At 67.0% G+C, this 21,647-nt stretch carries 20 protein-coding genes; 6 read left to right on the top strand and 14 right to left on the bottom strand.

The window, feature by feature from the left end; translation table 11 throughout:
- Nucleotides 1-6 precede the first annotated feature (6 nt).
- The 8 genes from ACJJV6_RS15690 to ACJJV6_RS15655 all read right to left on the bottom strand — a co-directional run bounded on the left by ACJJV6_RS15690 (nucleotide 7) and on the right by ACJJV6_RS15655 (nucleotide 7,795).
- On the bottom strand, nucleotides 7-687 hold the full coding sequence (locus ACJJV6_RS15690; RefSeq protein WP_205754039.1) for a 1-acyl-sn-glycerol-3-phosphate acyltransferase: 681 nt from the start codon (nucleotides 685-687) through the stop codon (nucleotides 7-9).
- A gap of 31 nt (nucleotides 688-718) precedes the next feature.
- Nucleotides 719-1,432 (bottom strand): (d)CMP kinase, encoded by a 714-nt coding sequence (gene cmk / locus ACJJV6_RS15685; RefSeq protein WP_009358987.1) that lies wholly within the window; start codon nucleotides 1,430-1,432, stop codon nucleotides 719-721.
- Nucleotides 1,429-2,541, bottom strand: coding sequence for a prephenate dehydrogenase (locus ACJJV6_RS15680; RefSeq protein WP_407709400.1), 1,113 nt, complete (start codon nucleotides 2,539-2,541; stop codon nucleotides 1,429-1,431). Before ACJJV6_RS15680 ends, cmk begins: the two co-directional genes overlap by 4 nt.
- 3 nt (nucleotides 2,542-2,544) lie before the next feature.
- The gene (locus ACJJV6_RS15675; RefSeq protein WP_407709399.1) at nucleotides 2,545-3,732 is read right to left on the bottom strand and encodes a pseudouridine synthase; all 1,188 of its coding nucleotides are present in this window, start codon (nucleotides 3,730-3,732) and stop codon (nucleotides 2,545-2,547) included.
- A 106-nt stretch (nucleotides 3,733-3,838) separates the two neighbouring features.
- Nucleotides 3,839-4,498, bottom strand: a complete 660-nt coding sequence (locus ACJJV6_RS15670) for an SMC-Scp complex subunit ScpB (protein WP_240685147.1) — start codon at nucleotides 4,496-4,498, stop codon at nucleotides 3,839-3,841.
- Nucleotides 4,495-5,307, bottom strand: a complete 813-nt coding sequence (locus tag ACJJV6_RS15665; RefSeq protein ID WP_407709398.1) for a segregation and condensation protein A — start codon at nucleotides 5,305-5,307, stop codon at nucleotides 4,495-4,497. The genes ACJJV6_RS15670 and ACJJV6_RS15665 overlap by 4 nt, the downstream gene beginning before the upstream one ends.
- Before the next feature lie 8 nt (nucleotides 5,308-5,315).
- Nucleotides 5,316-6,215: a ParA family protein gene (locus ACJJV6_RS15660; RefSeq protein ID WP_133352394.1), complete on the bottom strand. Its 900-nt coding sequence runs from the start codon at nucleotides 6,213-6,215 to the stop codon at nucleotides 5,316-5,318.
- Nucleotides 6,216-6,445: 230 nt separating this feature from the next.
- The gene (locus ACJJV6_RS15655) at nucleotides 6,446-7,795 is read right to left on the bottom strand and encodes a cation:dicarboxylate symporter family transporter (RefSeq protein WP_035753495.1); all 1,350 of its coding nucleotides are present in this window, start codon (nucleotides 7,793-7,795) and stop codon (nucleotides 6,446-6,448) included.
- Nucleotides 7,796-7,951: 156 nt separating this feature from the next.
- Between ACJJV6_RS15655 and ACJJV6_RS15650 the strand changes: the two genes are divergently transcribed.
- From ACJJV6_RS15650 to ACJJV6_RS15625, 6 genes are all read left to right on the top strand, one after another.
- A complete protein-coding gene (locus tag ACJJV6_RS15650; RefSeq protein ID WP_407709397.1) occupies nucleotides 7,952-9,586 on the top strand; it encodes an ATP-binding protein in 1,635 nt (544 codons plus the stop codon).
- Nucleotides 9,583-10,296, top strand: coding sequence for a response regulator (locus ACJJV6_RS15645; protein WP_009358979.1), 714 nt, complete (start codon nucleotides 9,583-9,585; stop codon nucleotides 10,294-10,296). Before ACJJV6_RS15650 ends, ACJJV6_RS15645 begins: the two co-directional genes overlap by 4 nt.
- Nucleotides 10,297-10,409: 113 nt before the next feature.
- Nucleotides 10,410-11,048: a GntR family transcriptional regulator gene (locus ACJJV6_RS15640; RefSeq protein ID WP_009358978.1), complete on the top strand. Its 639-nt coding sequence runs from the start codon at nucleotides 10,410-10,412 to the stop codon at nucleotides 11,046-11,048.
- A 10-nt stretch (nucleotides 11,049-11,058) separates the two neighbouring features.
- On the top strand, nucleotides 11,059-12,579 hold the full coding sequence (locus ACJJV6_RS15635; protein ID WP_407709396.1) for an MmgE/PrpD family protein: 1,521 nt from the start codon (nucleotides 11,059-11,061) through the stop codon (nucleotides 12,577-12,579).
- Nucleotides 12,579-13,484, top strand: coding sequence for a methylisocitrate lyase (gene prpB, locus ACJJV6_RS15630; protein WP_009358977.1), 906 nt, complete (start codon nucleotides 12,579-12,581; stop codon nucleotides 13,482-13,484). The genes ACJJV6_RS15635 and prpB overlap by 1 nt, the downstream gene beginning before the upstream one ends.
- A 62-nt stretch (nucleotides 13,485-13,546) precedes the next feature.
- Nucleotides 13,547-14,686: a bifunctional 2-methylcitrate synthase/citrate synthase gene (locus tag ACJJV6_RS15625; RefSeq protein ID WP_407709395.1), complete on the top strand. Its 1,140-nt coding sequence runs from the start codon at nucleotides 13,547-13,549 to the stop codon at nucleotides 14,684-14,686.
- Between the two features lie 85 nt (nucleotides 14,687-14,771).
- On the opposite strand, the gene ACJJV6_RS15620 is transcribed toward ACJJV6_RS15625, so the two are convergent.
- The 6 genes from ACJJV6_RS15620 to ACJJV6_RS15595 all read right to left on the bottom strand — a co-directional run bounded on the left by ACJJV6_RS15620 (nucleotide 14,772) and on the right by ACJJV6_RS15595 (nucleotide 21,639).
- Nucleotides 14,772-15,260, bottom strand: a complete 489-nt coding sequence (locus ACJJV6_RS15620) for an 8-oxo-dGTP diphosphatase (RefSeq protein WP_035753493.1) — start codon at nucleotides 15,258-15,260, stop codon at nucleotides 14,772-14,774.
- The gene (gene xerD / locus ACJJV6_RS15615) at nucleotides 15,257-16,279 is read right to left on the bottom strand and encodes a site-specific tyrosine recombinase XerD (RefSeq protein WP_009358974.1); all 1,023 of its coding nucleotides are present in this window, start codon (nucleotides 16,277-16,279) and stop codon (nucleotides 15,257-15,259) included. Before xerD ends, ACJJV6_RS15620 begins: the two co-directional genes overlap by 4 nt.
- Nucleotides 16,279-16,938: an NUDIX domain-containing protein gene (locus ACJJV6_RS15610; RefSeq protein ID WP_407709394.1), complete on the bottom strand. Its 660-nt coding sequence runs from the start codon at nucleotides 16,936-16,938 to the stop codon at nucleotides 16,279-16,281. The genes xerD and ACJJV6_RS15610 overlap by 1 nt, the downstream gene beginning before the upstream one ends.
- Before the next feature lie 27 nt (nucleotides 16,939-16,965).
- The gene (locus ACJJV6_RS15605) at nucleotides 16,966-18,744 is read right to left on the bottom strand and encodes a CTP synthase (protein ID WP_133352378.1); all 1,779 of its coding nucleotides are present in this window, start codon (nucleotides 18,742-18,744) and stop codon (nucleotides 16,966-16,968) included.
- 125 nt (nucleotides 18,745-18,869) lie between these two features.
- Nucleotides 18,870-20,609, bottom strand: a complete 1,740-nt coding sequence (gene recN, locus ACJJV6_RS15600; RefSeq protein WP_407709393.1) for a DNA repair protein RecN — start codon at nucleotides 20,607-20,609, stop codon at nucleotides 18,870-18,872.
- A gap of 4 nt (nucleotides 20,610-20,613) precedes the next feature.
- The gene (locus ACJJV6_RS15595; RefSeq protein ID WP_407709392.1) at nucleotides 20,614-21,639 is read right to left on the bottom strand and encodes an NAD kinase; all 1,026 of its coding nucleotides are present in this window, start codon (nucleotides 21,637-21,639) and stop codon (nucleotides 20,614-20,616) included.
- Nucleotides 21,640-21,647: the final 8 nt, after the last annotated feature.

Here is a 21,647-nt window from a genome sequence, read left to right as displayed (position 1 = left end):
CTGTCCTTAGTGGTCATCTGCCGGCGTCCCGGCTACTGCTGTTAAGTCTTTGGAGGTTTCGGCGAATGGCAGGGGCTGGCCGCTGAGTTGGACGGCGTCCCGGACGTGCCCTGCCAGTGCCGCGCGGATCTCCTGCGCTGCCCTGTCCATTGAAGCACGGCCGCTTTCGCCGGCCCGGCGGCCGAGGGTGAGGGCCGTGCCGAAGCTGACGTGGAACCGCCGGCCGGGCGGCGGCACAAAGTCCAGGTGCTCATTCCCCGTCCGGGTGCCAAGGATGGCCACCGGCACCACCGGGGCGCCGGTGTTCAGTGCCAGCCATGCAACCCCACCGTTGATGCCGGAGGCTTCGCCGCTCCCCCGCGTTCCTTCGGGGAGGATCCCCACGCAGCGGCCGGCGTCGAGCAGTTCCCTGCTGCGTTGCAGCGCCGCCCTGTCGCCGCGCCGGTCAACGGGCAACTGCCCGGAGGCGGTCAGCACCCGGCCCAGAAATCCTTTGAACATCTCCTGCTTGACCAGGATGTGCATGGGCCGCGGCGAGGCACCGAACATCACCGGTCCATCCAGGAAGCTGATGTGGTTTCCGGCGAAAATCACCGGCCCCCCGGTGGGGACGTTCGCCTTGCCGGTGACGGTAGTCCGGTAGACGAGGTGGTCGAGGGCCCAGCCCACCGGCCTGCTCCAGGACATGGTCCACCCGGACGGGACCGCCGGCCTGGCATCAGTCACGGTTGAGGACCTTGGTGACTATGACCAGGGCAGCGTCAACGGTCTGCTCGAAGTCAAGGTCCGAGGAGTCCAGCGTGACTACTCCGTCGGCTGCCTGCGTAAAGTTCACGACGGTGGAGTCCTTGGCGTCCCGGTGGGTCACCTGCGCGGCCAGCTGCTCCGCGTTTTGCGTTCCGCCCAGCTGGATGCCGCGGCGGCGCAGCCGGGCTTCCTCGCTGGCGGTCAGCAGCATGCGGACTTCGGCTCCTGGCGCGACGACGGTGGTGATGTCCCTGCCTTCCACCACCATGCGGCGGTGATGCTTTTCGATCAGTTCCCGCTGCCGGCGGATGAGTTCGGTCCTGGCACCCAGGGTTGTGGCGACGGCGCTGACGGCCGAGGAGATGGCCGGTTCCCGGATCGCGTCCGTGACGTCAACCCCGCCTACCCGCACGAATTCCTGCTGCGGGCTGGTGCTCAGCTCCAGCACGAGGTCGCGTGAAGCCTGCTCCACGGAGGCGGCATCGTCCAGGTCGATGCCGTTGGTGACGCAGTACCAGGTCAGCGCCCGGTACATTGCCCCGGTATCGAGGTAGGCAAGACGGAGCCTGCGGGCCACTTCCTTGCTGACGCTGGACTTGCCGGACCCTGAGGGGCCATCGATGGCAACGACCAGCGGCCTGCCGATGCGCAGCGCGGGCATGGTGTCGAGAAGTTCCTGTGTCATGACTGAAGTACCCGCCATCCGCGGTCGTTTAATGCTTCGGTCAGGTGGTCGTGCTTGTTCGGCAACACTGACAATTCCACCATGCCCACGTTCTGTCCGGATGAATGGTCCAGCCGCAGGTCTTCAACGTTAACGCCGATTTCACCGATCTCGGTCAGCAGCCGGGCGATCTGGCCGGGCTTGTCGTCCACCAGGACCGTCAGCCAGGAATAGGCCTGCGGCGGCCCGCCGTGCTTGCCGGGAATCCGTGCCTGGCCTGCGTTGCCTTCGCTCATCAGCTGCGCGAGGTCCAGCCGCGCACCAGGAGCCGTGGGCTGTTCCAGCGTGTTGATCAGGCGGTTCAGGTCCTCCCTCACGCCGTACAGGATCTCCACCACCTTCGCCGCATTGCCGCCCAGGATCTGGACCCACAGCGTGGGATCGCTGGCGGCGATCCGGGTGACGTCCCGCAGGCCGTTGCCGGCCAGGGACAGGGCGTGCAGCGGGGTTCCCTGCAGCCTGCTGGCCAGCAGTGAGGACATGACCTGCGGCAGGTGGGACACCAGTGCCACGGCCTCGTCGTGTTCGTCGGCCGTGAACTGCGAAACAACGGCGCCAAGGTCGGTGGCGAGTAACCGGGCAGTCTGCAGGGCGGCTCCGGAGGTTTCCCCGGAAGGGCACACCACCCAGGGCATGGAGGTGAACAGCTCGCCGCGCGCGGCAACCGGCCCTGACTTCTCCCGTCCTGCCATGGGGTGGGTTCCCACGTAGCGGGAAAGGTCCACGCCACTGCTCCGCAGCCGGGCGAGGATGTCCGCCTTCACGCTGGCGATGTCCACCACCACGGAATCCGGGTAGTCCGCGAGGGCCTGCCGCACCACGTCCGCCGTGACGTCAGGCGGCGCGGCAACCACCACCAGCTGGGGCCGGCTGCTGCCCAGTTCGGACAGCGGACGGCCGGCCCCGATATCCACTGCCACGGCCTGGTTGGTTGGCGAGGGGTCGGACAGGAAGACCGGCACTCCGCGGCCCCGCAGCCCCAGGCCGATGCTCGCTCCGAGCAGGCCGGTGCCGAGCACCACCACCGGACCGTCCAGGTGCCCGCGGCCCTGGCTCTTGAAAGCGGACACGGCTCAGAGCCCTACGGATGCCAGCAGGTGGCCGATCTCCTGCTTGCCGAGGTTCCGGATGCTGCCCTGGCGCTGGTCGCCCAGTCCGATGGGCCCGACCTTGACCCGGACCAGCCGCTGGACCGGGAAGCCGACGGCGTCGAACATGCGGCGGACAATGCGGTTTTTGCCCGAGTGCAGCACAACCTCGATCAGGACGTGGCCCGGCGTGGAGTCAACCAGCCGGAAGGAGTCCACCGAGGCAAGGCCGTCCTCCAGTTCAACACCGGCCTTCAGCTGCGCGCCGATCCCGTGCGGGAAGGGGCCGCGCACCTGGACCAGGTAGGTCTTGGGGACTTCGTAGGAGGGGTGGGTCAGCCGGTTGGCAAGTTCGCCGTCGTTGGTCAGCAGCAGCAGACCCTCGGTGGCAACGTCCAGGCGGCCCACGTGGAAGAGCCGCTCGCCCTTGTTCTTGGTGTTCTTGAGGAAATCGCTGATGCACGGACGGCCCTCGGGATCCTCCATGGTGGAGACAACGCCCTTGGGCTTGTTGAACACCATGTAGACCAGATTTTCGTCCAGCTGGATCCGCAGGCCGTCCACGTGGATGACGGCGGTCTTGGGATCCACACGGACACCGAGTTCGGTGACCACCTGGCCGTCCACCTCCACGCGCCCTTCGGCGATCATTTCCTCGCAGACGCGGCGCGAGGCCACGCCGGCGGACGCCATGACCTTTTGCAGGCGGATGCCGTCGGCGTCGTGGAGTTCCGACTGCGGCACGTCGCGGCCGGGACCCTTCCTGCGCGAGGGCTTGCGGAGCGGGCCGAGGTTCTGGCCAAAGCGTTCGCTGCCGAAAGCGCGCGAAGCTGCTGCACCTGGAACGGCAGTACGGGGCTTGGCCTTGGGCGCACCCGGGGTTCCGGGCGCCTTCTTCGCGCCGGGCTTGCGCGCTGAGGGCTTCCGCGACGCCGGCTTGGCGGGCTTGTCAGTGGCGCCGCGCCCCTGCCGGGCGCCGGCTTCGTCGGGATCGACGAAGCGTTCCTCGCGCGGCTTGGGTGCCCGGTGCGGGCGATCGCCGCCGAAACCTGTGGAGCGCTTTGCCGCTCCTCCCCGGGAGCCGCCCCCGGCGCTGCCTCCCGAGGTGTTACGTTGTGGGAGGTTGCGTCCCGAACCGCTGCGTGGTGAACCCTGGCGTCCCGCCTGTGTCATGACCCGTCCTTCAATGTTCCCGGCTGTCAAAGGTGTCCAACAACAACCCTAGCCAGCCCTGCAGATTTGCTCTGCCCTGATAAAAAATTACTGCGCAGGCCGCGGCCTACATTCTTTCGGCGTCGTAGAACTCCGCGATGCCTTCCAGCCCCGGCAGATGCGGGGACAGCTGCGGCAGGTCCGCCACTGAGCTGATTCCCAGACGCTCCAGGAAATAGGAGGTGGTCCGGTAAAGGATTGCCCCGGACTCGGGATCCGTTCCCGCGTCCTCAATCAGCCCGCGCTGGGCCAGTGTCCGTACAACAGAGTCAACGTTGACGCCGCGAATCGCAGACACCCGTGCCCGGGAAACCGGCTGGCGGTAGGCAATGACCGCGAGTGTTTCCAATGCCGCCTGGGTGAGTCTGGCAGTCTGCCCTTCGAGCACGTATTTGCCAACGATGTCAGCAAATTCCGCCCGCGAGTAGATACGCCAGCCACCGGCGATGTTCCGCAATTCAAAACCCCGGGGGCTGGAACCAAAACCAGGCGTGCTGGCCGTTTCCGTATCCGGGGCCTTACCAGTATAGCCGTTATAGTCGACCGCGAGTTCTGCCAGCAGGGTTTTGACGTCGTCGACAGTGAGGTCGAGCCCGGCGGCGAGTTCTTCCTCGGTGGCTGGCTGGTCGAGGACCATGAGCACCGCCTCCAGGGCGGCCTTGGCCCCGCCGGGAAGGTCATGGACCGTTTGTCCGGGCAGGGAGCCATCCGGCAGCTGCTCGTTCACGCTTGCACCTCGTATTCCTCGCTCAGGTTTTCTGGTGACCAATCCCCCAGCCCGGCGGTCCAGTGGACAGCCAGCTCTGCCAGGGGCGAAAGCTGGTCGAAGGCTACGGCCTTGTCCCGGTAGAGCTCCAGGAGCGCCAGGAAGCGGGCCACCACCACCAGGGTGGAGTCGGCGTCGGAAATCAGTGCCCGGAAAGTCTGCGGCGAATCCTGCTGCAGCCGCAGTCCCAGGATTTCCGCCTGCTCCTTCACGCTGACCTGGCTGCCGTGGAGGTGGGCGGTCCCCACCTCGGTGGGTTGGGGGGCTTTGGGCCGGAGGGCCGCCGCAGCCAGCGCCGCGAACTGTTCCGGGGTGTGTTTCCACACCAGTTCGGGCAGCATCCGCGCGAAGTGTTCTTCCAGGGCAACCTGCCGGGGGAAGCGCTGCCCTTCCCGGTGGAGGGTCTCGCCCAGCAGGCCTGCCACATGCTTGAAAGCCTTGTACTGCAGGAGTCTGGCAAAAAGCAGGTCGCGGGCTTCAAGCAGCGCAATGTCCTCGTCATCCTCCACCTCACCGGCAGGCAGCAGCCGGGCGGCCTTGAGGTCCAGCAGCGTTGCCGCGATCACGAGGAATTCGCTGGCCTCGTCAAGGGCCCATTCCTCGCCGAGTTCCTGCAGTTTGCGGATGTACTTGATGAATTCGTCGGTCACCGTGGCGAGCGCCACCTCGGTGATGTCCAGCTGATGCTTGGCGATGAGGCCCAGCAGGAGGTCGAAAGGACCCGTGAAGTTGGCGAGCCGCACCTCGAAGCCGGGCTTGGTGTCGGCCACGGTTATGGCTACGGCGCTCCGCCGCGCGAGATCAGTTCCTTGGCGAGCCGGCGGTACGCGTCCGCGCCCACGTGGGTGGCGGCGTAGCTGGTGATGGGTTCCGCGGCAACGGTGGCGTCGGCGAACTTGATGGACCGCTTGATCACGGTCTCAAAGACCTTGTCCCCGAAGGCCTCCACCAGCCGGGTGATGACTTCACGGCTGTGCAGGGTGCGGGCGTCGTACATGGTGGCGAGGACCCCGTCCACCTGCAGGCGGGGGTTGAGCCGGTCCTGGACTTTATCGATGGTTTCCACCAGCAGGGCCACGGCGCGCAGGGCGAAGAACTCGCAGATCAGCGGAATGATGACCCCGTGCGCCGCGGTAAGGGCGTTGACGGTCAGGAGGCCAAGGGACGGCTGGCAGTCGATGAGGACGACGTCGTAGTCGTCTTCGACCTTCTTCAGCGCCCGGTCCAGGACCTGCTCGCGGGCAACCTCGTTGACCAGCTGGACTTCCGCTGCTGAGAGGTCGATGTTGGCAGGTAGCAGGTCCACGTTGTCCACGCCCGTCTGGTGGATTGCCTGGCGGATGTCCACCTTGCGGTCCATGAGGACGTTGTAGACAGTGAGGTCGAGCTCGTGCGGATTGACCCCGAGGCCGGCTGACAGCGCGCCCTGGGGGTCGAAGTCGACCAGGAGGACGCGGCGGCCGTATTCGGCCAGGGCCGCGGCCAGGTTGATGGTCGAGGTGGTCTTTCCGACGCCGCCCTTTTGGTTCACCATGGCGATGACGCGGGCGGGACCGTGGGAGGAAAGCGGCGCGGGTTCCGGGAACTCGCGGTATGGGCGCCCCGTGGGGCCCATCACCGCGTTGTCCAGGTCGAATGCGGTGCCTTCCAGAGTTGCTGAACCCTGTTCGCTGCTCACGTATCTGTCCACACTTTCGATGACGGGGTTGTCCTGCCGCTGGATGGCCAGCGCCGTTCCTTCTTCTCCCCAAGGTTACAGGGGCCGACACGGTATTCGACGGAACTTGACTTTTCGCGAATGGTGAGCCTGACCCTCTAGTAGAGGTCGAAGGTTGAACGTCCGGGTAAAGAAAACCGCCCCCGCAGCATTTGCTGCGAGGGGCGGCTTCCGGGTGGCGGGCCGGAAGGTCAGGCGTTGGCCGGAACCGGCCGGGCTTCGGTCTGTGCCGGGGCCGGATCACCGTGGTGGTGGGCCAGCATCGTTGCTTCGTCGAAAGGCTCCTCGCCGGAGAGGACGCTGTTGACCTGTACGCCGTCGATCTCCTTGACCCACGTGCCGATCAGGATGGTGGCCACGGCGTTGCCGGTGAAGTTGGTCAGGGCCCGGGCTTCGGACATGAAGCGGTCGATGCCCACGATCATCCCCACGCCGCCGAGCAGTTCGGGCTTGTGGGCCTGCAGGCCGGCCGCAAGCGTTGCCAGGCCGGCGCCGGTGACGCCGGCGGCGCCCTTGGAGGCGATGATCATGAAGACCAGCAGGGAGATCTGTGCGCCGAGGTCCAGCGGCGTTCCCATGGCGTTGGCCACGAAGAGCGATGCCATGGTCAGGTAGATGGCCGTGCCGTCCAGGTTGAAGGAGTAGCCGGTGGGAACGGTCACGCCGACGACCGGCTTGGAGACACCGAGGTGTTCCATCTTGGCGATGAGGCGGGGCAGTGCGGCTTCGGAGGACGAGGTGGAAAAGATCAGGAGGTATTCGCGGCCCAGGTACTTCATCAGCTTGAAAATGTTGACGCCGGTAACTACCTTCAGCAGGCCGCCGAGGATGATGACGATGAACAGTGCGCAGGTGATGTAGAAGGCGGCCATCAGCGTGAACATGCTGACAATGGCCTGGAAGCCGGTGGCTCCCACAACGGCGGCGATGGCACCGAAGGCACCGACGGGGGCGAGCCACATGATCATGATCAGGATGCGGAACACCAGGACCTGGCCGTGGCCGATGGCCTTGAGGATCGGGGCGCCCTGCGGGCCCATCTTCTGCAGCGCGAAGCCCACGAGGATGGCAGCGAACAACGTCGGCAGAACCGGGATGTCACCCGGGATGATGTTGAGCAGGAAGGCTACGGTGCTGTCGACTTCAGCCTTCTTGTTGGGGTCGTAGGGGGCAAGCTTCAAACCCTCGCCCGGGTGGATCAGGTTGCCCACTACCAGGCCGATGGCGAGCGCGAACGTCGACATTGCGACGAAGTAGCCGAGCGCCAGGCCGCCCACCTTACCCACCGTGGCCGCCTTGGCGATGGAGCCGATGCCCAGGACGATGGTGCAGAAGATCACCGGAGCGATCATCATCTTGATGAGCTTGATGAAACCGTCACCCAGGGGCTTGAGCGACTTGCCCACCTCGGGGAACATCAGGCCGACGACGGCGCCGAGGATCACGGCAGCGATGACGGCAATGTAGAGGTAGTGCGATTTGTCGATGCCCTTGCGCCGCGATTTCACGGTGTCGAGCGACTCTCCTCGTTGAGAAGCCATGATGTGTCTCCTTATGGATAATCTGATAGACGCTGCGGCACAGTCTCTGGGCTCTACACGTCCTTGCGGTGTGACATCCATCATTGGCCACGCCGTGACCCAGCTCACCGTTGCGTTCATATTGGTCGCGGCACACCAACTTGGCCGGAGGTAGACATGATCCAGCGCTGGAGCATCGCCCGGCGGCTTTTCGTGGCGAACCTCCTCATCGTGGTGGTGTTCATCGCCATCGTGGGGACCGCCACCTACGTCGACGCCCGCGACCGGACGTATGACGAGGCCGGCCTGCGGATGGCGGGCATTGCCAATTCAATAGCCGCAAGCCCGCTGGTGCTCGAGGCCGCCGCCTCACCGGACCCCTCAGCCCTGCTGCAGCCGTACGCCATGGACGTCATGGCGGCGGCCGACGTCGACTTCATCACCATCATGGCGACCGACCGCACCCGGTGGACCCACCCGCGGCCGGAGGAACTGGGGCGGCCGTACATCGGTTCCATCGATGCTGCGCTGCAGGGCGGGGAACTCACCGAGGTCACGGCCGGCACCCTGGGGCCGTCGGTGCGGACGATCGTCCCGGTGAAGGATGATGCGGGCAAGGTCAGGGCCCTGGTTGCGGCCGGCGTCACGGTGGGCACTGTGGATGTGGCCTTCGCAGCCCGCCTGCCTGCCCTTCTGGCCATAGGGCTCGCACTGCTGCTGGGCGGGTCCTGGGCGTCCTGGCTGCTTGGCCGGTACCTCCGCCGGGTCACCCGCGGCTGGGGGCCGGAGCAGCTGGCGCAGCTGTTCGCCTACTACGAGTCCGTGCTTCACTCGGTCCGCGAAGGACTCGTCCTGATCGACACCAAGGGCAGGGTGGTGATGTACAACGACCAGGCCGCCGAGCTCCTGGGCCTGGACGAGGCCGGCAGCAAGGACCCTACCCGCCCGCCGGCAATGGCCGACCTTCCCCTCGACGAGGGCCTTCGGGACCTGTTCGAATCGGGCCGCACCACCAAGGACGAGATCGTCCTCACGGGCTCGCGCGTGCTGGTCGTCAACCAGGGTCCGGCCATAGGCCCGGAGGCACCTGACCGGCACGGAAGGAACCCTGTGTACGGCACTGTGGCCACGCTCCGCGACAGGACGGAAATCGAGTCCCTGGGCAACGAACTGGAAACCATGCGGACGCTGTCGGACGCGCTGCGGGCGCAGACGCACGAGCATGCGAACCGGCTGCACACGATGGTCTCGCTCCTGGAGCTGGGCCGCACCCGGGAGGCCCTGGACTTCGCCACCAGGGACCTGGAACTCAGCCAGCAATTGACGGACGAGATGGTGGGCTCCGTGGGCGAGCCGGTCCTCAGCGCCCTGGTCATGGGCAAGGTGGCCGAAGCCCATGAGCGGGGCGTCCAGTTGGACGTGGCCACGCTTGGGTCCGGAACAGCAGCAGGCATAGCCGTGCAGGACCTGGTGACCATTTTGGGAAACCTTTTGGACAATGCCATCGATGCTGCCGCAGAGGGGGCGCCGCCCCGACGGGTGGAACTTACGGTGGAGTCCGATGAGGAAGGACTGGACATCGCCGTGCATGACACAGGAGCACCCCTTGAGGCCGCCGCAGCAGGGAACATCTTCCGGCACGGTTACAGCACCAAGCCGGCGGGCCCCGGCGGCCGCGGCATCGGCCTCGCCCTCGTCCGCCAGGCTGTACAGCGGCTGGGAGGTACGCTGGCCATCAACGGACGGCGCGGTGCCAAATTCGAAGTGTTCCTGCCCGCGGCAGTATCCCCGGGGAAGGAGCGCGACGCGTGAGCGACATCCGGGTCCTTGTGGTCGAGGACGAGGCCATTGCCTCCGCCGCCCATGCGGCGTATGTGGGGAGGCTGCCTGGATTCGAGCTCGCCGGAACCGCTCCGGACGGGCAGTCCGCGCTCCGGCTGCTGAATGAATTCTCGGCCGCTGGCAAGCCCGTGGAACTGGTCCTGCTCGACATGAACCTGCCGGACCTCCACGGCCTGGACATTGCCCGCAGGATGCGTGCTGCCGGCATCCTTGCCGACATCATCGCGATCACGGCCGTCAGGGAACTGGCCATCGTCCGCAGTGCGGTGGCCATCGGCGTGGTGCAGTACCTGATCAAGCCGTTCACGTTCGCCACCTTCGCTGACAAGCTGGAGAGCTACCGGCAGTTCCGGCAGCAGTTGGCAGGCCCCGGCCCGGGGTCCGGTAAATCCGCGGCATCCCAAAGCGAAGTGGACCAGGCCTTCGCCAGCCTGCGGGCGCCGTCGGAACTGCCGCTGCCGAAGGGCCTGTCCGTGTCCACGCTGGAGTCCGTCCAGGAGTACCTGAAGCAGCACCAGGATGCGGTCTCCGCCACCGAGGTGATGGACGCGCTCGGGATGTCCCGCGTGACTGCCCGCCGCTACCTGGAGTACCTCGCCGATGCAGGCACCGTCTCCCGCACTGCGCGGTACGGCACGCCCGGGAGGCCCGAGAATGAGTACCGCTGGAGCGGCAGATAGCAGCGGTCATGCTGTATACACAAAGTTCCTTTATTGGCTAATTTCGAGAGCATTGGCTCCTTTTCCCTTCCTTATGTATACACTGGGAAATCGGAGGACCGAAAGGAGCAGCGATGCGGGCCAGCGAACGTGCGTATGCCGCCCTGCGTGAGGACATCGTGGAGTGGCGGCTGCCCCCCGGTACGCTGCTGGCCGAAGTGGAGCAGGCTGAACGCCTGGGTGTCTCCCGCACTCCGCTTCGGGAAGCGCTGGGCCGCCTTACGGCGGAAGGCCTGACGGCACCGGGCGGCCGGGGCGTGGTCGTCACCGGGATTTCGCTCGCCGATATCGACGAACTCTTCGAGCTCCGCGGAACCCTTGAAAGCCGCGCCGCCGCACTTGCCGCCGAGCGCGGCGATCCCGCCACCTTCCGCCTGCTCCAGGATGAACTGCTGGAAGCCCCGGCACTCCTCACCGGCTCCGCATCCGGCATCCATGACTACTACGGGCTGGCGGGCAGGCTGGATGAAGCCATCGATGCGGCCATTGCCAATTCCTACCTGGTGCAGGCCATGCGGAGCCTGCGTGTACACCTGGTGCGTATCCGGAGGATGGCAGCCGACAATACCGACCGCCTGTCCGCTGCAGCCGCCGAGCACGCTGCGATCGCCGGGGCCATCGCGGACCGGAACCCACGGCTTGCCGAAGCCGCCACCATCATGCACCTGCACCGAAGCCTTGCCCACATCAAAACCGCCTCCCCATCCCTGTAGAAGGAGCCCCATGGTCCAGGAACACCACGTCCGCGTGTACAAGAGTGAAGAGAACCTGCCCCGCGAGGAGCAGCTGGCGCACAAGATCGCCGTGGTCGCCGCCGACCCCGTCGAGGTGACGCCTGAGGTGACGGAGATGGTCATCAACCGGATCATCGACAACGCCTCGGTGGCGATCGCATCGCTGAACCGGGCCCCGATCGTCGCCGCCCGTGCCCAGGCCCTGGCCCACGCCCCCAGCACCGGCGGCAAGGGCGCGAAGGTCTTCGGCATCGGCGAACGCGTCTCCCCCGAATGGGCGGCCTGGGCCAACGGTGTGGCCGTCCGCGAACTGGACTACCACGACACCTTCCTCGCCGCCGACTACTCCCACCCCGGCGACAACATCCCCCCGATCCTTGCCGTCGCACAGCACGTCGGTGCCAGCGGCAAGGACCTCATCCGTGGCATCACCACCGGGTACGAGATCCAGGTGAACCTGGTCAAGGCGATCTGCCTGCACCAGCACAAGATCGACCACGTCGCCCACCTCGGCCCCTCCGCCGCCGCCGGGATCGGCACCCTCCTGGGCCTCGACGTCGAAACCATCTTCCAGTCCGTCGGCCAGGCACTGCACACCACCACCGCCACCCGGCAGTCCCGCAAGGGCGAAATCTCCACCTGGAAGGCCCACGCCCCCGCCTTCGCCGGGAAGATGGCCGTCGAGGCCGCCGACCGCGCCATGCGCGGGCAGACCTCCCCCGTCCCCATTTATGAAGGCGAAGACGGTGTCATCGCCTGGCTCCTCGACGGACCCGACGCCTCCTACACGGTTCCCCTCCCCACCCCGGGTGAAGCGAAGCGGGCCATCCTGGACACCTACACCAAGGAACACTCCGCCGAATACCAGGCCCAGGCCTGGATCGACCTCGCCCGTAAACTCCACAAAGAGCACCCCGAAGCCACCGACCCGGCCAACGTGAAATCCGTGCTGATCAAAACCAGCCACCACACCCACTACGTCATCGGCTCCGGCGCCAACGACCCCCAGAAATACTCCCCCACCGCGTCCCGGGAAACCCTGGACCACTCCATCCCCTACATCTTCACCGTCGCGTTGCAGGACGGCGCCTGGCACCACGTGGACTCCTACGCCCCCGACCGCGCCGCCCGGCCGGACACCGTGGACCTCTGGCAAAAGGTCACCACGGAGGAAGACCCGGAATGGACCCGGCGCTACCACTCCCTGGACATCAACGAAAAAGCCTTCGGCGGCTCCGTGGAAATCACCCTCAACGACGGCACCGTCATCACCGACCAGATCGCCGTCGCCGACGCCCACCCGCTCGGCGCCCGGCCGTTCGCACGGGAGCAGTACATCACCAAGTTCCGCACCCTCGCCGCCGGCCTCGTCGAGGACACCGAAATCGAACGGTTCCTCGCCGCCGTCGAACGCCTCCCCGAACTGGGTCCCGGGGAACTGGACCAGCTGAACATCACCGCCGCCCCCGGTGTCATCGACCTCGGTGCAGCGCCGAAGGGACTGTTCTGATGCTGTACTCCACCACCACCCCGGAACAGAAGCGCATCCGGTTCCGCGAACTCCTCAACTCCGGGACCATCGCGCAGTTCCCCGGCGCGTTCAATCCCCTCTCGGCCCGGCTGATCGAGGAAAAGGGCTTCGAAGGGGTCTACATCTCCGGCGCCGTGCTGGCCAACGACCTCGGCCTGCCCGACATCGGCCTGACCACGCTGACGGAGGTAGCGACCCGGGCGGGGCAGATCGCGAGGATGACCGACCTGCCCGCCATCGTGGACGCGGACACCGGCTTCGGCGAACCCATGAACGTGGCCCGCACCGTCCAGGAGATCGAGAACGCGGGCCTGGCCGGGCTGCACATCGAGGACCAGTTCAACCCCAAACGCTGCGGCCACCTCGACGGCAAAAACGTCGTGGACCTGGATACCGCCACCAAACGTATCCGTGCCGCCGCCGACGCCCGCCGCGACCCGAACTTCCTCATCATGGCCCGCACCGACATCCGCGCCGTGGACGGTCTCCAGGCCGCCAAAGACCGGGCCAAGGCATTGGTGGACGCCGGCGCGGACGCCATCTTCCCCGAAGCCATGCGCGACCTCGCCGAATTCCAGGCCATCCGCGACGCCGTCGACGTGCCGATCCTGGCCAACATGACCGAATTCGGCAAAAGCGACCTCTTCTCGACAAGGGAGCTCCAGGCAGTCGGCGTCAACATGGTCATCTACCCCGTCACCCTCCTCCGTAGTGCCATGGGCGCCGCTGAGCGTACGCTGGACTCGATCAAGGCAGACGGAACGCAGGAAGCACAGGTCAGCAGCATGTTGACCCGTGCCCGGCTCTACGAACTGGTTGACTACGAGGGGTACAACCAATTCGACACGGGGGTCTTCAACTTCCATATTCCCGGGGAACACTGACCCGGCCACCCGCCGGCTCCGGCCGGCATCCTACAGGCGACAGGAACAAAGGAGTTTTCAGCATGGCTGAACAGGACATCAAAAAAGGTCTCGCCGGCGTCGTGGTGGACTACACCTCCGTCTCCAAGGTCAACCCGGACACGAACTCGCTGCTCTATCGGGGCTACCCGGTCCAGGAACTCGCGGCGCGCTGCAGCTTTGAGGAAGTGGCGTACCTGCTGTGGAACGGGGAACTGCCCACGCAGGACCAGCTGGCGGAGTTCACTGCCAGGGAACGCGCGGGACGCGCCCTGGACCCGGTGGTGAAACAGGTGGTCGACGTACTCCCGGACACCGCCCATCCCATGGACGTTTGCAGGACCGCGGCCTCCGTCATGGGCGGCCGGCATCCGCTCGCGGAGGACTCCTCGCCCGAGGCGAACATGAAGAAGGCGATCGACCTGTGGGCCGCGATGCCCGCCGTGGTGGCGTATGACCAGCGCCGCCGGCGTGGACAGGATCCCGTGGAGCCCCGCGACGACCTCGGGTACTCCGCCAACTTTCTCTGGATGACGTTCGGCGAGGAACAGGTCCCCGTGGTGGTGGAGGCCTTCAACGTCTCGATGATCCTCTACGCCGAGCACTCCTTCAACGCCTCCACTTTCACCGCGCGCGTCATCACGTCCACGCTCTCGGACCTGCACTCCGCCGTCACGGGGGCCATCGGCGCACTCAAGGGTCCGTTGCACGGCGGCGCCAACGAGGCCGTCATGCACACCTTCGACGAGATCGGCATCCGCCCGCAGGAGTCCCTTGAAGAGGCTGCTGCCCGGGCCAAGGCATGGATGGAGGATGCGCTGGCCCAGAAGAAGAAAGTCATGGGCTTCGGGCACCGGGTCTACAAACACGGCGATTCCCGCGTTCCCACCATGAAGGCGGCCCTGGACAAGATGATTGCCCACTACGGCCGGCCCGAGATCCTGGGCCTGTACCAGGGCCTGGAACACGCCATGGACGAGGCCAAAGGCATCAAGCCCAACCTCGACTATCCCGCAGGCCCCACGTACCACCTGATGGGCTTCGACACGGCAGCCTTCACACCCCTGTTCGTCGCCAGCCGCATCACCGGCTGGACCGCCCACATCATGGAACAGGCGGCATCCAATTCACTGATCCGGCCGCTCAGCGAATACATCGGTCCTGAGGAGCGGCACCTGGCGTAACGGCACCGCCGCGAGGCCGACGACGGCGGTCCGGCACGTCCCTGCCGCGCCGCCGTCGTCGGCTGGAAACCCGTTGGCTGGAAAGCTAGGGAAGCAGGCTCTCCGACGAGGCGACCGACTCATTGTCTGTATGCATGGTGACCACGACATTCACCTGGCCGCCTTCCAGCACCACCGGGAGCCAATGGTCGGCGTCCTGCCACATCCGGTCCGTCGGGAGCCTGCGCGCGGGGAACCACTCGGGGACAATCTCGTCGCTTTCAGCAGGTTCGCCCTGCCAGGTCCAGGCGGTGAAGAGGCTGGTTTCCATGTTCCACTCCGGACGCGCCGGGAACACGAAGCGGACTGCCCCGGCATCAACCAGGTCCTCCGGCAGCACCGAAAGACCGGTTTCCTCGAACACCTCCCGGATGACCGCTTCCTGGTCAGTCTCCCCCGGCTCCACGTGCCCGCCGATCCCAACGATTTTTCCCTTGCCGAATCCGGTCCGCTTCATTCCGAGCAGCACCTCCGTGCCCGCGGGCGTGTCCCGGAGGAGGAAGCACAGGGTCACGGCTGCACCGCGCCGGCTCATCCGAGTGCCCGGGGGTGCGCGGCGGCGTAGATTTCCCGCAGTGTGTCCGCGGTGACGAGCGTGTAGACCTGGGTGGTGGTCACCGAGGCGTGGCCCAGGAGTTCCTGCACCACGCGCACATCCGCCCCGCCCTCGAGCAGGTGGGTGGCGAACGAGTGCCGCAGGGTGTGGGGCGACACGTCCTTGGTGATGTTGGCTTTGTCGGCGGCGGCCTTCAGGATGGTCCAGGCGCTCTGGCGGCTGATCCTGCCGCCGCGGGCGTTCAGGAACAGTGCGGGCGTGCCCTTCCCCTTCGCGGCGAGCAGCGGGCGGCCGCGCACCAGGTAGGCGTCCAGCGCCCTGGCTCCATACGAGCCCAAGGGCACAAGCCGTTCCTTGGACCCCTTGCCGAAAAGCCGCACGACGGCCGGGCCTGTCTCGAGCCCGGCGAGGGAGATATCGTCGACGTCCAGGCCCACCGCCTCGCTGATCCGGGCGCCGGTGGAATAGAGGAACTCAAGGAGGGCACGGTCCCGCAGTCCTGTGGCCGTGTCTGTCCCGGCCGATTCGAGGATCCGGGTGACCTCATCGACGCTGATGGCCTTGGGCAGCCGCTTGCCTGCCATGGGCGGATGGACGTCGCTGGCGGGGTCGGCCGGTGTGTAGCCTTCCAGCGCCCAGAACTTGTGCAGCCCCCGGACCGCCACCACGGTCCGCGCCGCCGACCTGACCCCCAGTGCCGAACCGCCGTCAGAGCCGTCCGAAAGCGCACGGACGTAGCCGGTGACGTGCTGGCGGGTGATGTCCTCCGGGGCCCGGCAGCCGGCGGCTTCCAGGAAACGGGCGTAACGGGCGAGGTCGCGCCGGTAGGCTGCCAGGGTATTGGCTGCCAGTCCGCGCTCCACGCCCATGTGCTGGAGGTAGTCGGTGATGGCGCGGCTGATCGCCGTGGGTCCGGCGGACGCCGGAGCCTGGGGTACCTCCTGCGCCGGGGCGGAACCGGACGGCGGGGCAGCGTCGACGGAGGGGTTGGGGGCCATTACCGCTGGCTGGGGTGTTCCGGCCACGGGGCGTCGGCGGGACGCAGGCCCGCGTAGCCGTCGGCGCGGGCGGCCGCGGCCGCCAGGATCCCGACGACGGCGGACGGGTTGTGGAGCCGGCCGGCCAGGACGGACGCCACGGCATCGTCCAGCTTGATCCAGTGGAATTCGATTTCGGCTTCCTCATCCGTCCGCTCGTGGCGCTCATGATGGGGAACGAACGTCAGTCCGCGGGCCAGGTAGATGCGGATGGCCTCGCTGGACGATCCGGGGGAATTGAAGACATCCGCCAGGACGTTCCAGGTGCTTGCAGCGAGGTCGGCCTCCTCAGCCAACTCGCGGGCGGCGCCCGCCAGGAAGTCCTCACCCTCGACGTCCAGCAGGCCGGCCGGGATCTCCCAGAGGTCCATCCCCACGGGGTGCCGGTACTGCTTGAGCAGCAGGATTTCGCCGTCGTCGTTCATGGGCAGGACAGCCACGGCGCCGGGATGGTCGATGTAGTCGCGGGTCAGGGCGTCGCCGGTCTCCTGCAGCTGGAAGGTGTCGCTGACCACGTCCCAGATCCGGCCTTCATAGACCTTCTCGGTGGACAAAAGACGGCGCGGGCTCGGTGCATCCGAAACCTGGACTACATGGGTGGCTTCGTGTGTACCGGGCATCGCGCCGTCCTTTTTCTGTTGTATGAACTACTTAGCGGCTACCGTACCGGACGGCTGGGCCTCGGCAGCCCCGGCAGCGGCCGTGTCGGCAGGCTCCGCCGTGGTGCCGCCGCGCTGGTGGTCCAGGGCAGCCTTGACCAGTCCGGCGAACAGCGGATGCGGACGGGTGGGGCGCGAGCTCAGCTCCGGGTGCGCCTGCGTGGCCACGTAGTACGGGTGCACGTCGGCGGGCAGCTCCACGAACTCCACGAGCTTCCCGTCCGGCGACGTGCCGGAGAAGACGAGTCCTTGGGCGGCGATCTGGTCGCGGTACTTGTTGTTGACCTCGTAGCGGTGGCGGTGCCGCTCGCTGACGGTGGTCTTGCCGTATGTTCCGGCGATGACCGAGCCTTCGTCAAGCTTCGCTTCGTAGAGGCCCAGGCGCATGGTGCCGCCCAGGTCGCCGCGGCCCTCGACAAACTCGAGCTGCTCCTCCATGGTGGCGATCACCGGGTACTTGGAGTCCGGTTCGAATTCGCTGGAGGACGCGCCTTCCAGCCCCACCACGTTGCGGGCGTATTCGATGACCATGCACTGCAGGCCGAGGCAGAGGCCAAGGACGGGCAGCTTGGTTTCGCGGGCGAACTTCAGCGCCCCGAGCTTGCCTTCCAGCCCGCGGATGCCGAAGCCGCCGGGAACGCAGATGGCGTTGACGCCGTCGAGCGCCTTGATGGCCCCCTCGCGCGTTTCGCATTCGTCGGACGGAACCCAGCGGATCTTCACCTTGGTGTCGTTGGCGAAGCCGCCGGCACGCAGGGCCTCCGTCACGGACAGGTAGGCGTCCGGAAGGTCGATGTACTTGCCCACAAGGGCGATCTCGACGTGGTGCTTGGGGTTGTGCACGGCCTCAAGCAGCTTGTCCCAGCTGGTCCAGTCCACGTCCTTGAACGGCAGGTCCAGGGCACGCACGATGTAGGAGTCCAGTCCCTGGGTGTGCAGGGTCTTGGGGATGTCGTAGATGCTGGGGGCATCGGCGGCGTTGACCACGGCGTCGATGTCGACGTCGCACATGCGGCCGATCTTCTCGCGCATCGCCTCGGGCACTTCGCGGTCCGAGCGGATCACGATGGCCTCGGGCTGGATGCCGATGGAGCGCAGGGCGGCGACGGAGTGCTGCGTGGGCTTCGTCTTCAGCTCCTGCGAGGGCCCGATGTAGGGCACCAGCGAGACGTGGAGGAAGAAGACGTTGGTGCGGCCGATGTCCTGGCGCACCTGGCGGGCGGATTCGAGGAAGGGCTGGGATTCGATGTCCCCCACCGTGCCGCCGATTTCGGTGATGATGACGTCCGGGGCGTTCTTGCCCTCGGCCGGCAGTCGCATGCGGCGCTTGATCTCGTCCGTGATGTGCGGGATGACCTGGACGGTGTCGCCGAGGTATTCGCCGCGGCGTTCCTTGGCAATGACCGTGGAATAGACCTGGCCGGTGGTTACGTTCGCTGAACCTTCAAGGTTCTCGTCGAGGAAGCGCTCGTAGTGCCCGATGTCCAGGTCGGTCTCGGCGCCGTCGTCCGTGACGAAGACTTCACCGTGCTGGAAGGGGTTCATCGTGCCCGGATCCACGTTCAGGTAGGGATCGAGCTTCTGCATAGTTACAGACAGGCCGCGTGCCCGCAGCAGGTGGCCGAGGCTCGAAGCCGTCAGTCCCTTACCGAGCGAGGACGCCACACCACCGGTGACGAAGATGTGTTTGGTCGTCTTGGACGAGCCCGGGAACCGGGAATTTACACGGGAATTTGATCGCTGCACCACGGAATTCGAGCCTATCATCAATTGAGCCTTCCACGGGTCGGGTGGAACTGTCCCCCAAACCTCCAAGTCTGCAGGTCCGGCCGCCCGCGGATCAAGGGTTTCGGACCGGCGGGAGGTGGCCGGGTTCCGGCGCGCCGGCGCCGTCAGGCCCGCTGTGGCAGGAGTTTGGCGTCATCCAGCAGTTCCTGCGCATGGGCCTGGGCGGATTCCGAGTCCTCCTGCCCGGCCAGCATCCGGGCCAGCTCGCGGACCCGTTCGGGGCCGTCAAGGAGGCGCACATCACTGGACGTGAACCCGGTGGTCGTGCCGCCGTCGGCACCCCGGACCGAGGTTTTCGTGACGGTGATGTGCTGGTCCGCGAATGCGGCGACCTGGGGCAGGTGGGTCACCACCAGGACCTGCACGTGCCGGGCCAGCATGGCCAGCCGGCGGCCGATCTCGACGGCGGCGCGTCCGCCCACGCCGGCGTCCACCTCGTCGAAGACAAACGTTGGCACCGGATCGACAGCGGCGAGCACCACCTCGATGGCGAGCATGACGCGGGAAAGTTCACCGCCGGACGCGCCCTTGCCGAGCGGCCGGGCCGGCGCACCGGAATGCGGCTGGAGCAGGAAACCGATCTCGTCCGCCCCGTGCGGGCCGAGCTGGGCGGCCGGCTCCAGGGTGATCACCAGGGTTGCATCAGCCATGGCCAGCGCCTTCAGTTCGGCGCTGACGCGGGCTGAAAGGTCTTTGGCTGCCTTGGCCCTGATCTTGCTGATGGCGGCGGCCTGCTTCTTCAGCTCGGCCTCTGCCCGGACCACCTCCGCGTCCAGGGCCTCGATCCTTGATGAATCGTCCTGCAGTTCGTCGAAACGGACCCGGGCTTTTTCGGCCCACTCCAGCACCTCGTCGATGGTGGGCGCGTATTTCCGGACCAGCTTGGCCAGCGAGGCGCGCCGGTCCTCGATTTCCGCCAGCCGTTCCGGGCCCTCGGAGTCCAGCCCGGCCTGGTAGCTGGCCAGTTCCGTGGCGATGTCGTTGAGCAGGAAGCCCACCTCGGCAAGGCGGGCAGCGGCCGATCCCAGTTCGGCGTCGTGTTCGGCCACATGTTCCAGGGTCCGCTTGGCCGTGTCCACCAGGGTGGTGGCGTCGCCTTCCTCACCGAAGTCCTCGGCGATCAGTGCCTGATGGGCCGTGCTGGCGGCGATGCGCAGTTCTTCCACGTTGGCGAGCTTGACCGCCTCGGCCTTCAGCAGCTCGTCCTCGCCCGGCTGCGGATCCACCTCGTCGATTTCGGCCAGGGCAGTCTGCAGCGATTCGGCCTCGCGCAGCCGGTCGCGGGCGGCGCTGCGCAGCGTGTCCAGCTCGGACTGGCTCGCTTTCCAGTGGTTGTAGAGGTCCTGGTAGGCGGCCAGCGGCCCTGCCAGGGCTTCCCCGGCGAACTTGTCCAGGGCACCGCGCTGCGCGGCTGCCCCTTTGAGCCGGATCTGGTCCGACTGGCCATGCACCACCACAAGGGTTTCGCCGATCTCGGCCAGGACCCCCACGGGGGCGGCGCGGCCGCCCAGGAACGCGCGGCTGCGGCCGTCCGCACCCAGGCGCCGGGCCAGGATCAGCTCGGCGCCGCCGTCGAACTCTTCCGCGTCCGCACCGGCGTCCAGCGCCCGGGCCACAGCCGGGTGGCCGGCGTCGAGCTTCAGCACCGCTTCCGCCGTGGCGCTCTTTGCCCCGCTCCGGACGGCGCCGGCGTCGGAACGTGCGCCAAGCAGCAGGCCGACGGCGGTCACCACCATGGTCTTGCCGGCACCGGTTTCACCGGTCACCACGCTCAGGCCCGGGCCCAGCGGAAGGGTTGCGTCGGTGATGACGCCGAGATCGCGGATTCTCAGTTCTTCAAGCATCGCTTCACTTTGCGGTCGACGGATCGGGGTCAGCATCGGGCCGGCCGTGCTCCGGCACCTGGAGCGGCGGCATCGGCCGCGGCGTCCGGACGATCGGGATGGGGCCGGTGTGGATGGCCTCGGCCTTGGGGACCGGGCCGCGCCAGCCGTGGATGGGCAGCTCGAACTTCCGGACCAGCCGGGCGGAGAACGGGGTCTGGTGGGTCCGTGCCAGCCGGACGGGGGTGGCCGATTTGGTGACTTCCACGCGTGAGCCGGGCGGGAGGTCCACGGAGCGCCGGCCGTCGCACCAGAGGACCCCGAGTGCGTCGGTGCGGCCCAGGACCTCCACCGCCAGCTTCGAGCGGGGAGAGACCACAAGAGGCTTGGCGAAGAGGGCGTGGGCGCTGATGGGGACGATCACCAGGGCCTCCACCTCGGGCCAGACCACGGGGCCGCCCGCCGAAAAGGCGTAAGCGGTGGAGCCGGTGGGGGTGGCGAGCACGATGCCGTCCGAGCCGAAGGATGTCAGCGGACGCTCGTCCACTTCGGTGACCACCTCCAGCATGCGTTCCCGGTTGGCTTTTTCGATCGCGGCCTCGTTCAGCGCCCAGGTGTGCCAGATCTTTTGGCCGCGGACCCACACCTGCACGTCGATGGTCATCCGTTCTTCCACCGTGTACTCGCGGCTGGCGATCCATTCGACGGTCTGGGCAAGGTCCGCCCGTTCGCTTTCGGCCAGGAAGCCCACGTGGCCCAGGTTGACGCCGAGCAGCGGCACGTCCACCTCGCGGACAAGCTCCGCGGCGCGCAGGATGGTGCCGTCGCCGCCCAGGACCATCACCAGCTCGACGTCCGGCAGCTGGACGTGGTCGTGGAGGACCTCCACGGGCTGGGCGAGGTGCCCGAAGAACCGTTCCATGTCCCCCAGCTCGGACTCCTGCATCACCGGCACTATGCCGGAGGCGTGCAGCAGGGCGCAGGCCTCCCAGGCGGCCTTCAAGGATTCCTCGCGGCCGGTGTGGGCAAGGACCAGTACACGCCTGCTCATCAGGTTCC

It is taken from the genome of Arthrobacter nitrophenolicus, assembly GCF_045833485.1.
GTDB lineage: Bacteria > Actinomycetota > Actinomycetes > Actinomycetales > Micrococcaceae > Arthrobacter > Arthrobacter nitrophenolicus.
This window is presented reverse-complemented; position numbering and strand designations above follow the sequence as displayed.